The organism is Embleya sp. NPDC020886 (assembly GCF_044333915.1).
GTDB lineage: Bacteria > Actinomycetota > Actinomycetes > Streptomycetales > Streptomycetaceae > Embleya.
Genome location: NZ_JBIRRX010000003.1, coordinates 626779 through 640857 on the forward strand (window position 1 = coordinate 626779; position 14079 = coordinate 640857).

The window sequence follows — 14079 nt, forward strand, 5'->3', positions numbered from 1 at the left end:
TCCACCCGGGACCGCTCGTGCAGGGCGACAGGGGCCGACGAGAGGCGACTTCGTCGGTCGGGTCGCGCTTGCCCCCGCCGCCGGCGCGGGCCGGGACCGGATTACCCGTGTGCGCCGGGCGTGGGCGGGTCGGTCGGCGGTTCCGGGGATTGCTCCTCGCGACCCTGGGGCGCCGGGTGTTCGTGACGCCGCCGCAGGTCGCCCGGGGTGGTGCCGTGCCAGCGGTGCACGGCGCGGCGCAGGGCCCGCGCGTCGCTGAAGCGCGCGCGGGCCGCGATGGTTCGCATGGGGACGTCGCTGTCGCGGATGAGGTCCATGGCGAGTTCCTCGCGCACGCCTTCCACTTCGTCGCGCCACGTGGTGCCGAGTTCGCCCAGCCGGCGTTGCAGCGTCCGCGGGCTCAGTGCCATCCGCCGGGCGACCGAGGCCAGGGAGAGGTCGGGGTCGTGGAAGGTCGCGCGGAGCGTGGTGCGGAAGGCTCCGTGCCAGCCCAGGACCGGCTTGGCGGATGCGATGGTCAGGTCCGCGTGGCTGCGTAGGACGTCCTGCAGGCCCGGCTGGGTTCGCGGCATCGGGGCGTGCGCGTCCTCGGCGAGGTAGGTCATCGAATTGACCGGGGCGCCGAACTCGATGTTCCGGGTGCCCAGGAACTCGGTCAGCGGCCCGAGCGTGTGCGGCGGTCCGTGGCGGAAGGCGACTCGCACCGGGACGACCGGGCGCCGCAGCCCCTCGGTCGCCCTGCGGCTTATCAACGGCAGGACGAACTGCTCCACGGCGGCGACCACATCGGGTTCGGCGGGGCCGGTGGAGTGCGTCACGGTGAACAGGCGGCCGTCGTCGCTCACATGCAGCTTCTCCGCGCCCGGATCCCCGATGACCGTGACGTAGCCGCAGCCGGTGCGCAGTGATTCCGCGAGTGTCTCGCCGGATGTGAACAGGTAGTCCCACACGCCGAAGGTGCCCATCGACGCCAGTTGCACGGCGTGCAGGCCGGCGTGTACCGCAGGCCGTCCGAGGATGATCTGCTCCCACAGCAGGAGCGCGGTGGGTGTGGACACCCGGGCGAACTCGTCGGCCAGGACGGCGTCGCCGACGTCGGGTAGCCGTACCAGCCTGGCCGGATCCATCCCTGCCTGGCGCGCGGCGTCGACCATGAAGCGCCCCATGCGGGCGGAGACGGTTCCGTTGAGCACAGTGTCCGAGGCTAGATCAGGATCGGCGCCGCGTCGATGCCGGCGGCTTCGTTGGCATCCGCCGTCCCCTCGGTGGCGGGTCGGGTCCCTCGTTCGGTCGGGGTGGCGACCCTACGGTCGAAGAGTCACAGAACGAGCCGCGGCGCACCGCGAACGGCCCCGAGCGGTGCCGCTCGACGGGGCGTGCCGCGTACCTTCCCGAGTGAAACGGAACCTGCTGTGCAAGTCCTCACCACGAGCGTTGCGAAGTTCCTCGCGCTCTCCGAAAGCCCGTGCGGCGCGTCGCGGGATTCGACGCGGCCGTCGGCCTCGCCCGCCGACCCGCACCGCGCGGTCGGCGTGTGGTGAGCCGTCGTGCGAGCGGCCTGGTACGAGCGCCACGGTCCGGCCCGCGACGTGCTGACCCTCGGCGAGTTGCCGACACCGTTTCCCGCGCCGGGCGAGGTCCGGGTCCGGGTCGCCGTCTCGGCCGTCCATCGGTGCGACACCCGCAAGCGGCAGGGGACGCCGGAATCGGTCATGCGGTTTCCCCGGGTCGTCCCCCATGACGACGGCGCGGGAGTGATCGACGCGGTGGGGCGGGGTGTCGACGCACGGCGGCTCGGGGAGCGCGTCTGGGTCTACCTCGCGCAGTCCTACCGGCCGTTCGGCACCGCCGCCGAGTACACCGTGGTGCCCGACCCGCAGGCCGTTGCGCTGCCGGCGCAGATCCCGTTCGACCAGGCGGCGGGCTTGGGCAGGCCGGGTATCACGGGTCACCGGGCGATCCTCGGCGACGGGACGGTGGCCGGGCAGACGGTCGTGGTCACCGGTGCGCTGGGGGCGGTCGGCCGCTGTTCCCTGGCGGTGGGCCGGCGCGCGGGGGCCACGGTGGTCGCGGCGGTGCGACAGGGCGCCCAGGTCGCCAGGGCGTTGGCGGCGGGGGCGCATCACGCCGTCGACCTGACGTCCGGTCAGGTCGCCCGGCGCATCCTGGAGTTGGCGCCCGACGGCGTCCATCGGGTCGCCGATTGCGCGTTCACCGACAACCTGGCGACCTGGTCGGAGACTCTCGCGTACGGCGGGACCATCGCGGCCTACGCGAGCGGCGGCAGCCCGGCCCCGGTGCCGTTCCAGTTGCTCGCGGTCAAGAACGTCACCGTGCACTTCTTGGGCAACGACGACTTCCCGGACCACGCCAACCACGCCGCCGCGATGGACCTCACCGCCGCACTGTGCGCGGGCGACCTGTGCTTCCCCGATGTCCGGCGCTTCGCCCTCGACGACATAGTCCGGGCCCACGAGGCCGCCGAACACCCCGCCACCCGAGGCCGGGTCGTCGTCACACCGTAGACGCCCAGACCCCTGGCGACAGACTTTCCATCTAATGGATAGAGTTTATTCTGAGCATTAGATAAGCTCTTTCCGGTCACCACGCCCGTCACCATCCGAGGAGCAAGGACGAGATGAGCACCATCAAGGCACTGCAGACCGGCCACGTCGGCCTCAACGTCACCGACCTCGACCGTTCCGTGTCCTTCTACAAGGCCGTGTTCGGATTCGACGTCGCAGCCGAGGGCGAGGAGGCCGATCGCCGGTTCGCCTTCCTGGGCCGCGACGGGAAACTGCTGGTCACCCTGTGGCAGCAGAGCGCGGGGGCGTTCCCGGCCGACCGCGCCGGACTGCATCACCTGTCGTTCCAGGTCGAGACCATCGACGAGGTCAAGGCCGTCGAGCGGATCCTGCGCGGCCTCGACGCGCAGTTCGCGTACGACGGCGTGGTGCCGCACGGCGAGAACGGCACGTCGGGCGGCATCTTCTTCACCGACCCGGACGGCATCCGTCTGGAGATCTACGCCCCCGACGGCGCCGACCCGGCGGACGCGCCCACCGCGGGTGCGCCGACCTGCGGCTTCTTCTAGACCCGCGCGGCGGTCGCGCCGCAACAGTCGAGCGCACCATCGATTCGGGAGGAACGCCGTGGCAACCCAGCACCAACCCGGGGTGATCGCCGTCCAAGAGCGCGCCGGTCCGACCCGTCGGGCATCCCACGCGCCGGCCGGAATCGGCGACACGATCCCACCCGTCGCTGCGGCGTTCCTCGCCGACCAACCCGTGATCATCGTCGGCGGCACGGACCGCGCGGGCCGCATCCGGGCGACGCAACCGACCGGCGCCCCGGGATTCCTACGGGTTCCCCACCCGGGCACCCTGTGCGTCGACGCACTGCCGATCCCCGAGGATCCGCCGGCCGAACTGCTCCGTGGCCCGGCCCGGGTCGGCATGATCGCCATCGAACCCGCCACCCGCCGCCGCATGCGGGTCGACGGGGCCGGCCGGCGCTCTCGCGCGGCCACGAGCCGCATCTGCCCTCGAGAAGCACGCTCGGCGCCCAGGGGCGGTTCGACGACCGGCGCTCAAGCCCGCGAAGTGAGCAGGATTGCTGCGACCGAGAGCACGAAGGCCGTTATGAAGCCGGTCAGTTGGTTCTGTGCCGCGCCGGTGGAAAGATCGGCCTTGGCCACCATACTGCCGATCGCCACACCGGACAGGCCCGCGGGCACCATGAGCAACTGGATCAGCCGATCGTCCGCCCCCGACTCCCACTTCAGCAGCTTCCACCCATTGCGGGTCAGGGCCACGCCGAGCGCGATGACGAACACGCCGAGGAAGGCCAGCCACCCGACGTCACCGAAGGAGACCAGCCCCCACACCATCCCGGCCGCTCCGGCGGACCCCACGATCAGCCCATACGTGATACCGAGCACTCCCGCAACCGTTCTCATGGGACAACCTCCGGGGTAGGACGGGCACTTGACGGGCCTGGGGAAGCTATCCGCCCCGCCCCGGGAAAACAGAGGGACTTCCCGGTGCCTGGTCCCGGCGCCACTGCTCGGGTCGAGAAGCAGGCCGACCGTGACACCCCACGGCCGGTTGTATCACTCCGGCGATGGAGGGTGTTCCGGTGTTGTTGTGGCCCGAAGCGGCAGGCCGGGATCGTCGATGGCGCGCCGACTCAGGTGGAGTTCCCGTAGGCGCGGCAGGCTGCGCACGGCCGGGTCCACGGCACGCACCAGGCTCCAGCTCAGGTCGAGGTGCTCCAGGCCGGCGAGGCGGGTCGTCTCCGGCGGGAGTTCACGCACATCACAGGTGCTGAGGTCCAGGTACCGGAGCCGGGTCATGCGCCCGATGGAAGACGGAATGTCGGTGAGGCCGCTCAACGGGAGGATCAGTGTTTCGAGCGCGGTCAGGCCCCACAGGTCGGCGGGTGGGGCGGACCACAGCCCGTCGTCGTCGCAGAGGATTCCGTTGCCGAGATCGAGGTCGCGTAGCGCGCGGAGATTCCCGATGCCCGGCGGCAGTTCGTCGACCCGGCAGTCCGGTATGGACAGTTCGCGCAGTTCGGCGAGTTCCCACAGCGCCGCCGGGATTCCGCCGGTTTCCAGTGAACTGCCGTTCAGCGCCAGGCGGCGCAGGGACACGAGTCGGCCGAGTTCCGCCGGGATGGCCTTCAGCGGCGCGGATTGGGCCTGCAGGACTTCCAGCCGGCGGAGCTCGCCGGTCGTGACGGGCAGTTCGGCGAGTTCGCCGCTGGTGACGGTCAGCTCGCGCAGCTTGGCGAGGAGGCCGATCTGCGGCGGCAGGGCGGTGATCGGTGCGGAGATCTGCAAACTCTCCAGCCGCGTCAGTCGCCCGATCGCGGCGGGAATCTCGTGGAGGTAGTCGGCATGGACGGCAAGGTGGCGCAGCCGCTGCAAGCGCCACAGCTCGTCCGGTAGTGCGGGCAGGTCGCATTCGCTGATGCGGACGACCTCGATATCCGGGTCGGCGCGGGAAAGTTCGGTCGCCACCCTGTCATACGCCGGCTGCTGCCACTCTCCCCATTCCACACAGCCCACAGTAGGGCTCAGGCGAGGTTGGACGTGGGGATCGGGTGCCTCGCGTTCGCGTCGGTCGGCGTGGACTCGACGCGCGGAACGCCGCCGGCCCCGGTTCGTCGGGCCGCCGGTTCGAAGAGCAGGCTCAGTGTTCGGCTGCCGCGCGGTGGTGTTCCTCCCGGTGGGCGAGGAGTTCGTCAGCGGCCTCGGCGTCGACTTCACCGCACACGCCGAGCCGGAATGGGACGCGGTCGTGGACCCCGCGCAACTCGATGGCCGGGCCCTCGAACCGGTCCGCGACGGCGGCGCCTACGTCGGCCTGCGGCCCGGCCTCGAACCCGCGGGCGAGCGCGGCATCTCGGTCATCTCCTTGGTCACCGCATCCGACCGCACCCGCCTCGCCGATCTCCTCGCCCGCGCCGCCGCCGGCGATCTCCCGACCCGCGTCCACGCCGTCGTCCCCCTGGACCGGGCCGCCGACGCCCACCGGGCCACCGCCGAGGGCGGCCTCCGCGGCCGCTACGTCATCCGCCCCTGACCGGCCCGGGGGCGGACGACGGCGCGCCGCCGGGGACGACGCTCGAACGCTGCTCCCCGGTGGGCCGGCCCCGGATCCAGTCCACGGCAATCCGCTCAAGCGTGCCACTCGCCGCCGAGCGCCGGATCGCCGCGAGCACGGCGTGTTGCCGCACCGCGTCGGCGAAGTCCGGTCGGGGACGCCGCTGTTCCGCGAGTGCTCGGGCGAACTCCTGGTACAGCGCCGCGATCCGTGTCGCCGGGCCGGGTGGGATCCCGGGAGGAGCCGTGCGGTAGGCATCGGGTACGGCGACAGCTTCGCCATCGAGGTCGATGTCCCAGTCGGTCCAGTGCAGGTATTCCCCCCGCCGACGCGGGGCGATCGTCAATGTTCCTCCCGTGCCCACGAGTCGGATCGAGAATCCGACCCGGCTCGGCCGGTCCCCGCCGAGGACGGCGACGGACGTTTCGGCGCCGCCTGCGAGTCGCCCCTGCAGGAGCACGTGACGCGGGTTGCGATTGACGACGTCCTCGGTGGTGCCCGCGATCCGTACGGGCTCGCCCGCGCCCGGCAACCGCGCGGACACTTCGGTCAGCGGCCCGACGATCCGCTCCAGCGTGGCGAGGAAGTGCCCGGCCATGATCGGCAGAATCGACGTGCCGCCCGCGGGGTCCAGCGTCCAGGCCAGCTCCGCCGGGATCGTCGCGCCCCCGAACGGATCGCCGTCGGCGACCATGACCGCCGCTTCGAGCCGGCCGATCCGGCCGTCCGCGAGCAGGTCGGCCACGAAGCGGGCGTCGGGGGAGTGGTGACCCTGTAGGACGACGGCGTGCCGTACACCGGCCGCGTCCGCCGCTGCCGCCAACTCGCGTGCCTGGTCGACATCCACGCCCAGCGGCCATTCGGAGACCACGTGCTTGCCGTGTTCGAGCGCGGCTGTGATGACCTCGGCGTGCGCGGGCGCCTTGACGGAGACCACGACCAGGTCGACCTCGGGATGGGCGGCCAACGCCGCCGCGTCGGTCAGCGCGTGCGACACACCGTGCTCGGCGGCGACGCGCTCGGCACTGGCCCGGTTGGTGGTGGCGACCGCGGTCACCCGGAACTGCGGCAGTCGCACCAGCGCGGGCAGGTGCGTACCGGACGCCCAACCGCTCGCTCCGACCACGCCGACTCTGATCATGACTGGCCTCCCAAGTTTTATACCGATCGGTATTCAACTGGGTGCCAGGCGCCTGCGCAAGGAGTAGAATACCGACAGGTACAAAATTGGAGGAGGCCGCGATGCCAGGGGGACGCCCACGCTCGTTCAACCCCGACACGGCACTCGACCGTGCGCTGGAACTGTTCTGGCAACAGGGCTACGAAGGCACATCGCTCGCCGAACTCACCGCCGCGATGGGCATCAACAAGCCCAGCCTGTACGCCGTATACGGCAACAAGGAGCAACTCTTCGCCAAGGCGCTCGACCGCTACTTCGCCGGCCCCGGCGCCTTCGCCGCCGAGGCACTCGACGAACCCACCATCCGCGCCGTCGTCGAGCGCCTCGTGTTCGGCAGCATCGAACTCACCACCGGCGCGGACACCCCGCACGGCTGCCTCACCGTCAAAGGCGTCCACGCCTGTGGCCCCGATGCCGGGCCGGTGCGCGACGACGCCGTCCGCCGCCGCAAGGCCGGCGAGGCGGCGCTGCGCCGCCGCTTCGAGAACGCGCCCGACCTGCCCCGGGGCACGAACGCCGCGACGCTCGCCCAACTCGTCCACACCCTCACCGACGGCATCGCCGTGCAGGCCGCCGCGGGCCGGGGCGGCGGGGAACTGCGCGCCGTCGCGGAACTCGCCTTGCGGGGACTGCTCGACGACTGAGCGCCGTGGGTTCGCGAATCCGTGTCGTATGCCCGGTGGCGATGTCATCCGAGTAGCCGATCCGACACGGGATCGGCAACCGCTGCCGCTGGGCGCCCTGTTGGCTCCCGGGCGGGGCGGGTAGCGTGCCGGTATGAAGAGCGCAGAGACTCCCGTGACGGTGGAACAGATCGGTGCGGCCTTGGCCGCGTTGGGCATCTACGACGACGACAACACACCCGCCGAACATGCCGAAAACGCCGCACCGTCCGCCGGCGTCGACGCCTACCGGCTGCGGCTGCTCAACACCCTGCTGGGCGCGGTGCAGGGGCAGGCGAAGCTCGCCGACGAAGTCGCGGGGGACAGCGAGGAGTTGTTCGTCGCATGGTTGGAGCAAATCAAGGCCGCCGACGCCTGGGACGACGCGGCGAGGCAGATGGCCTTCCTGGGCTGGCAGGTCCGGCGGGCCGGCATCCCGCTCTACTGGATCGCCAAGATCCCGGACGCCGGGCCGGTCGTGGTGTCGGCCTCGCACGCCGCCGAGGCGCTGCACGTGATGCTGGGCGTGATCGCCGCAGTCGACGAGGCGACCGCGACCGGCGACGTGGAAACCATCGCCGCCCAGATGGGCGTGGTGAAGGCGGCCCGGGAACTACTGGTGGCCGCCATCGACAACGCCGACATCATGCTGGACATGGTCGAGTCGGCCGGCTCGTAGTCCTACGAGCACGCCTCCACCGCATGCCGGGGGAACCGCACCACAGCCGCGAGGATCCGCCACGCAGCCGAGCAGCCGAGCAGCCGAGCAGCCGAGCAGCCACGCAGCCGAGCAGCCGGCGCCATGCCGTCCGTCGACGTTCGGGACGTCCGTCGACGTGACGAGCGGGCGGGGCCGCCGAGGAGAGCGAACGCCTGGTCTGGGCCTACAGGCCGCCCGTGGGTCGGCACCGGAGTTCCTCGGTCGAGGACTCCCGTTGATCTTCACCGAACGTCATGATGGGAACTCGCACCGTGAGGTCGGGGAAGGGGGGCGCGGTGTCGGGCGAGTCGGGCAAGAGCCACAGGGCACCCACCGCGCCACGAGAGCTGTTCTCGTGCTCCCATCCGACACCAATGGCATCGGCGTTCGGAGGCAATGTCCATGAACCATGATTCCGGCGAGTCGGCGCGTGGGCGGCGCAGTGCCGCCCTCGTCATCGAGGAAGCCCTGGGGTTTCTGTATCCCGCCGCGTTACGTGCCGCCGCAGCGGTCGGAGTGGCGGACCACCTGACCGAAGGACCCCGCGACGCGGCGGAACTGGCACGGTTGACGGGCACCGAGACACGGAATCTGTACCGGGTATTGCGATTGCTGGCCACCCGAGGTCTGTTCGAACAGGACGACCGCGGTCGTTTCCGGCTGACCCCGGCGGGAGACTCGCTGCGTTCCGACGCGCCCGTGTCGGTGCGCTCGGCCGTGCTGATGCTGACCGACCGGACGATGTGGCTGCCGAGCGGGGAGATGACCCGGTGCCTGGAAACGGGTTCCTCGGCCTTCGACGACATCTTCGGAATGCCGTTCTTCGACCACTTCGCCCAGGACGGGCAGACCGCTGCCGTCTTCCATGCGGGCATGGCCGCCATGTCGGAGGCGGAGAACGTTCCCATCGCCGACGGCTACGCCTTCCCCGAGGCAGCCACGATCGTGGACGTGGGCGGCGGTTACGGAGGTTTCCTGCTCGCCGCACTGCGAACCGGACCGGGCCTGCGGGGCGTTCTGTACGACCAGGCCCACGTCCTGGCGGGCCACCGTCTCGATGTCCGGGACCTGGCGGGCCGCTGGGAGACGGTGGAGGGCGACTTCTTCGCCTCGGTCCCGGCCGGCGACATCCACCTTCTCAAGCGCATCCTGCACGACTGGGACGACGAGCAGTGCGTAAGGATCCTGCGCAACTGCCGCCGGGCGATGGGCCCCCGAGGCCGGGTCCTCGTCGTCGACGCGGTCCTGCCCCAGGGCAACGAACCCCATCAAGGCAAAGCCCTGGACCTGATGATGATGGCGTCCCTGGTCGGCCGCGAGCGCACCGAGGCGGACTTCGCCCGTCTGTTCGACGCGGCGGACCTACGGCTGAACCGGGTCATTGCGACCCCGACGGTGCTGTCGATCGTCGAAGGCACCACCGGCGAGCCGGCGTGAAGTTCGACCAGGGTCGCGATCGCGGGTGACCGTGCGCGCATGCCCCCGTGCCCGATCGGGCACGGGGGCATGCGCGCGGCGCCCGGTGGCGACGCCTCTCGGGAGGGCTTTTCGAGGAATGGCACCGGCGAGGTCCGAATGCCGTCATGAACCGCATCGCACGGCACGTTCGGTGGGGTCGTCGAAAAGCGGCTGCTTCCGAAATCCACCAGCGGCCCATCCGGCGTCGCATACGCTCCTGCGAGAGCCCGGGGGATTCCCACCGAACGAGTCGATCACTGCGCTATGTCGAGAAAGAACTTCTCGTTCTCGCCGCCGTTGGCGTTGACTTGGCAGTTCACCGTTCCGCCGGGCCCGGTGGCGGCGGTCACTCCGCTGCCGGTCACCAGACGCAGATACGTGCCCGGGAAGGCCGCCGACTCGAAGGAGAAGGAACCGTCGGCCTGGGCGCGGGCCTTGAATTTCTCATAGGGGCCGGCGCCGTATTGACAGTTGACCGTCCCGCCTCCGGCCATGGTGGCGGGGACCCCGGTGCCGTCCATGCGCAGGAACACGTTCGGGAAGGCCGCCGACTCGAAGGCATACGAACCGTCGGTCTGCGGGTGGACCTTGTACGTCGTCCAGGCGCCGGGGCCGTACTGACAGTTGACCGTCCCGGCTCCGTTGTTCGTCGAGGTGGCCACACCGGTGCCGTCCATGCGCAGGTAGATGTTCTGGAAGAATGTCGAACGAATCGTGATCGGAGTTTTTTCTGCCTTTGCGAGGTCGGTTGCAGACAACGACATGATGGTCATTCTCCTTCCGTCCGGGCGTGTCGCGACGTGGTTCGGCTCAAGTGCTTCCGGCGATCTTGCGGCACTGGATACGGGGCCGGAGGAATGCGTTCCGTTCGGTACTTGCGGCGTCGGACGGCAGGGTTCTCGGCAGCCGCCATCCACACTTTCCGCGCCCTCGTGCATTTTCTGCTCGGCGGGCCCCGAACGCACTGTATTCGCGCCGAAACGGCATGTCCATAGCCGGTGTTCCGGTAATACCGTCCGGATTTCGGTCGTGGTGGCCGGGCGACCCGGCCCGGCTACTCGGGGGCCGCAGTCAGGGCCGCGCGCCGGCCTCGGCCGAGGGACGCTCGGGCCGAGGCGGCCTTCGACCGGACGCGAAGCAGCCACGGGGGGCGTCTCGCGTGCGGGCGAGGGGCGTCGATGTCGGCCCAGACGGTCTTGTCGGACCGGTGTGTCCTGACGCCCCAGCCGGTGGTGATCGTGTCGAGGATGTGCAGGCCGAAGCCACCCTCGTGTTCGGGGCCGGTGTTCCGGCGCATCGGCATGCGGGGATCGGTGTCCGTAACGGACAGCCGGACGCCACGTCGGGTTCGGCGCAGGGCCAGTCGCACCTCGCCGTCGGTGTGCAGGTGCGCGTTGGTCAGCAGTTCCGAGACGACCAGGACGACCGCCTCGATGTGCTCCTCGTCCCAGGCCCAGCCGGCGAGCGTGGTCCGCACCGCGTTTCGTGCCCGCGACGAGGCACCGGTCTGTCGTGGCACGCGCCACCGGACGAGGGGACCACGAAGTCGAGACATCATCTTCCTCGGGGCTTGGGGGCGGACGGTGAATACTGCTTCTGCTCGAAGTCGGCGCCGGAACCACCCGACGAGAAGCACCTCCTGCCCTCCTCCCGGTGAGTCGTGGGCGTGCGGCAGGAGCCGGTGGGGGAGGTCACAGCTTCTCGGCGGGGCCATGACCTCGCCCACCTGTCCCGTGCCGATGGTCCTGCCCGCACGACTGCCCTGCCGCCGATCCTCCAAGCGTCGCCCGTTCGAGTGGATCGGCGCACACCTGGGCATTTCCCGGATGCAGGTCTCCCGATTGCCCGGCCGGACCGTGATCAGGCTGCGGACCGAACTGCTCGCCGATCGAGGCCCGATCGAGGATCGTGGTCGCCCGAGAATCGCCGGCGGCGCGCCGTCGAGGTGTCCGGGACGGCGAACGGCCCCGAAGTGCCGGGCCGCGCTCACCCGTTCGTGGGTGGGCGGCCGGCGCTTCGGGGCCGGGTGTCGCGGGGCGCGGGTCAGACGGCGGTGGCCACGCGGGGTGCGGGGCGGGCGGCGGCGCCGGACCGGCGGGCCTGGGCGGTGCCGCTGCGGCGTCCGCGCGAGGAGGAACCGGAGCCGGTGCGGCGGGGGCGGTCCACCACGGGCGCGGTGATGACGACCGGGATTCCGGAGGGTGCCTGGGCGCCGGTGATCCGGGTCAGTTCGGCCTCGCCGGAGCGGACCTGGGTGATCTGCGGAGTGATGCCGGCGTCGGACATCAGGCGGACCATCCGGCGGCGCTCGCCGGGCAGGACCAGGGTGACCACGCTGCCGGACTCGCCGGCGCGTGCGGTCCGACCGCCGCGGTGCAGGTAGTCCTTGTGGTCGCTGGGCGGGTCGACGTTGACGACCAGGTCGAGGTTGTCCACGTGGATGCCGCGCGCGGCGACGTTGGTGGCCACCAGGACCGTGACGTGGCCGGACTTGAACCGGGTCAGCGTGCGGGTGCGCTCGGGCTGGGACTTGCCGCCGTGCAGCGCGGCGGCGCGGATGCCGCTGTCGAGCAGGTGCGTGGTGAGCCGGTCGACCGCGTGCTTGGTGTCCAGGAACATGATCACTCGGCCGTCGCGGGCGGCGATGTGCGTGGTCGTGGCGTTCTTGTCCGAACCCTGCACGTGCAGCACGTGGTGCTCCATCGTGGTGACCGCTCCCGCGGACGGGTCGACCGAGTGCACCACGGGGTCGTGCAGATACTTGCGCACCAACAGGTCGACGTTGCGGTCCAGGGTGGCCGAGAACAACATCCGCTGCCCGTCGGGGCGTACCCGGTCCAGCAGTTCGGTGACCTGGGGCATGAAGCCCATGTCCGCCATCTGGTCGGCCTCGTCCAGGACGGTGATGTCGACGTCGGTCAGCACGCACGCGCCGCGGTCCAGGAGGTCCTTGAGGCGACCGGGCGTGGCCACGACCACCTCGGCGCCGGCCCGCAGCGCGCCGATCTGGCGGCCGATCGGCATGCCGCCGGTCACCGCGGCCATCCGCATCCGCAGCGAACGGGCGTACGGGGTAAGGGCTTCGGTGACCTGCTGGGCCAATTCACGGGTGGGTACCAACACCAGCGCGAGCGGGTGCCTGGGCTCGGCGCGCCGGCCGCTGGTCCGGGCGAGCAGCGCCAGGCCGAAGGCCAGGGTCTTGCCCGATCCGGTCCGGCCCCGGCCCAGCACGTTGCGGCCGACCAGCGAGTTCGGCAGCGTCGCGGCCTGGATCGGGAACGGCTCGGTCATACCCAGACCGGTCAGCGTCGTCAGCAACTCGGACGGCATGTCCAACTCGGCGAAGGAGGCCACGGCCGGCAGCGCCGGAGTGACGGTCACCGGAAGCGCGAACTCCCCCCGCGCACCCGAGGAACGACGGCCGGAACCACCGTATCCGCCGGAACCGCCCGAACGGCCGTAGCCGCCGGAGCGCCCCGAGGCACCGGAACGGCCGTAGCCGCTGCCGCCGCCATCGGCGGTCGAGCGGGCGTAGCCGCCGGAGCCGCCGCTACGGCCGCGGGAGGAGGAACCGTACGAAGAAGAGGTGGAGCGGGCGTTCGGGTTCACGGGGAACCTTCCTCGACACGGCGCGTACCGCGGAGACCCGGCAGCCGAAAGCCGCGCAAGGCGTCACGAGAACGAGCCGAAATGAAAAGCAGATATGAAGTGGGCGCGGAAATTCACGCAAAGACACTTCGAAAGGCGCGGCGCCGTCGGAACAGGGATGCCGGTTCGAACGGACTGCAAAGTCCGGGGGCGATGGGCGGAGCGCGGCCATAAGCCGTCGGCTACTACCGCCCACCGGGCGGGGACACTGCGTCGCCTGCCGGCACCACGACCCCGGGAAGAGGGACGAGCGGCCGGCGGCGGAAATACGGATACGAACGCCGTGCGAGGGCTCGCGACCTTATGGTGGCGAGCCCTCGCACGGGGGCGCCGAAAGGCGTCAGGCCGGGACGATGTTCTCGGCCTGCGGGCCCTTCTGGCCCTGGGTGACGTCGAAGGAGACCTTCTGGCCCTCCTGGAGCTCACGGAAGCCCTGGGCGGAAATGTTCGAGTAGTGGGCGAAGACGTCGGGGCCGCCACCGTCCTGCTCGATGAAGCCGAAGCCCTTTTCCGCGTTGAACCACTTCACGGTGCCGGTGGTCGCCATATCGTTCTCCTTCATTGGGGGAGCAGTGCCGGATCCACATGGTGTGATTCCGCGTCGCCGCCTGGGGCCCATCCGGAGATGACCGGCCAAACAAAAAATGCACCCACGGAACACGCCCGTCAGGTGCACACAAAGTTCATGGGTACCACAACTGCAACTGGGATCAACGTAGCACGGATACCGACGCCTTCGCGGACGCCACCACCCGACCGGCACCGACGACGGGGCTGCCCCCCGGGGCCGCCACGCTCGCCTGGATGGCGCGGGGCTTCGGG

The 14079-nt window shown here is 70.7% G+C and carries 14 protein-coding genes; 6 read left to right on the forward strand and 8 right to left on the reverse strand.

Annotation, left to right across the window (positions count from 1 at the left end; genetic code table 11):
• Positions 1-101: 101 nt before the first annotated feature.
• Positions 102-1193 (reverse strand): AraC family transcriptional regulator ligand-binding domain-containing protein, encoded by a 1092-nt coding sequence (locus ACH4U8_RS13595; RefSeq protein WP_395777805.1) that lies wholly within the window; start codon positions 1191-1193, stop codon positions 102-104.
• A gap of 354 nt (positions 1194-1547) precedes the next feature.
• Between ACH4U8_RS13595 and ACH4U8_RS13600 the strand changes: the two genes are divergently transcribed.
• Positions 1548-2525 carry an NADPH:quinone reductase gene (locus ACH4U8_RS13600; protein ID WP_395777807.1) on the forward strand — a complete coding sequence of 326 codons (978 nt, stop codon included), beginning with the start codon at positions 1548-1550 and terminating at the stop codon, positions 2523-2525.
• Between the two features lie 113 nt (positions 2526-2638).
• Complete coding sequence (locus ACH4U8_RS13605) at positions 2639-3094, forward strand: VOC family protein (RefSeq protein WP_395777809.1); 456 nt, start codon at positions 2639-2641, stop codon at positions 3092-3094.
• A gap of 495 nt (positions 3095-3589) precedes the next feature.
• Here ACH4U8_RS13605 and ACH4U8_RS13610 read toward each other — a convergent pair whose 3' ends face one another.
• Both ACH4U8_RS13610 and ACH4U8_RS13615 read right to left on the reverse strand, forming a co-directional pair.
• On the reverse strand, positions 3590-3958 hold the full coding sequence (locus ACH4U8_RS13610) for a hypothetical protein (RefSeq protein WP_395777811.1): 369 nt from the start codon (positions 3956-3958) through the stop codon (positions 3590-3592).
• A 153-nt stretch (positions 3959-4111) separates the two neighbouring features.
• On the reverse strand, positions 4112-5062 hold the full coding sequence (locus tag ACH4U8_RS13615) for a leucine-rich repeat domain-containing protein (protein ID WP_395777813.1): 951 nt from the start codon (positions 5060-5062) through the stop codon (positions 4112-4114).
• 136 nt (positions 5063-5198) lie between these two features.
• Here ACH4U8_RS13615 and ACH4U8_RS13620 point away from each other — a divergent pair, with 136 nt between their 5' ends.
• Positions 5199-5588 carry a zinc-binding dehydrogenase gene (locus tag ACH4U8_RS13620; RefSeq protein WP_395777815.1) on the forward strand — a complete coding sequence of 130 codons (390 nt, stop codon included), beginning with the start codon at positions 5199-5201 and terminating at the stop codon, positions 5586-5588.
• Here ACH4U8_RS13620 and ACH4U8_RS13625 read toward each other — a convergent pair.
• A complete protein-coding gene (locus tag ACH4U8_RS13625; RefSeq protein WP_395777817.1) occupies positions 5575-6750 on the reverse strand; it encodes a Gfo/Idh/MocA family protein in 1176 nt (391 codons plus the stop codon). The genes ACH4U8_RS13620 and ACH4U8_RS13625 overlap by 14 nt on opposite strands.
• Positions 6751-6851: 101 nt before the next feature.
• Here ACH4U8_RS13625 and ACH4U8_RS13630 point away from each other — a divergent pair, with 101 nt between their 5' ends.
• The 3 genes from ACH4U8_RS13630 (at position 6852) to ACH4U8_RS13640 (ending at position 9588) form a co-directional block, all read left to right on the forward strand.
• Complete coding sequence (locus tag ACH4U8_RS13630; RefSeq protein WP_360309923.1) at positions 6852-7433, forward strand: TetR/AcrR family transcriptional regulator; 582 nt, start codon at positions 6852-6854, stop codon at positions 7431-7433.
• Positions 7434-7566: 133 nt separating this feature from the next.
• Positions 7567-8130 (forward strand): DUF6245 family protein, encoded by a 564-nt coding sequence (locus tag ACH4U8_RS13635; protein WP_395777819.1) that lies wholly within the window; start codon positions 7567-7569, stop codon positions 8128-8130.
• A 423-nt stretch (positions 8131-8553) separates the two neighbouring features.
• Positions 8554-9588 carry a methyltransferase gene (locus ACH4U8_RS13640; protein ID WP_360309927.1) on the forward strand — a complete coding sequence of 345 codons (1035 nt, stop codon included), beginning with the start codon at positions 8554-8556 and terminating at the stop codon, positions 9586-9588.
• A 275-nt stretch (positions 9589-9863) separates the two neighbouring features.
• Here ACH4U8_RS13640 and ACH4U8_RS13645 read toward each other — a convergent pair whose 3' ends face one another.
• The 4 genes from ACH4U8_RS13645 to ACH4U8_RS13660 form a co-directional block, all read right to left on the reverse strand.
• Entirely contained in the window at positions 9864-10382 is a 519-nt protein-coding gene (locus ACH4U8_RS13645) for a hypothetical protein (protein ID WP_379990910.1), read from the reverse strand.
• A 281-nt stretch (positions 10383-10663) separates the two neighbouring features.
• A complete protein-coding gene (locus ACH4U8_RS13650) occupies positions 10664-11128 on the reverse strand; it encodes an ATP-binding protein (protein ID WP_360309931.1) in 465 nt (154 codons plus the stop codon).
• A gap of 524 nt (positions 11129-11652) precedes the next feature.
• Positions 11653-13218, reverse strand: coding sequence for a DEAD/DEAH box helicase (locus ACH4U8_RS13655; protein WP_395777821.1), 1566 nt, complete (start codon positions 13216-13218; stop codon positions 11653-11655).
• A 379-nt stretch (positions 13219-13597) separates the two neighbouring features.
• Positions 13598-13804 carry a cold-shock protein gene (locus ACH4U8_RS13660; protein WP_360309935.1) on the reverse strand — a complete coding sequence of 69 codons (207 nt, stop codon included), beginning with the start codon at positions 13802-13804 and terminating at the stop codon, positions 13598-13600.
• Between the last annotated feature and the right edge of the window lie 275 nt (positions 13805-14079).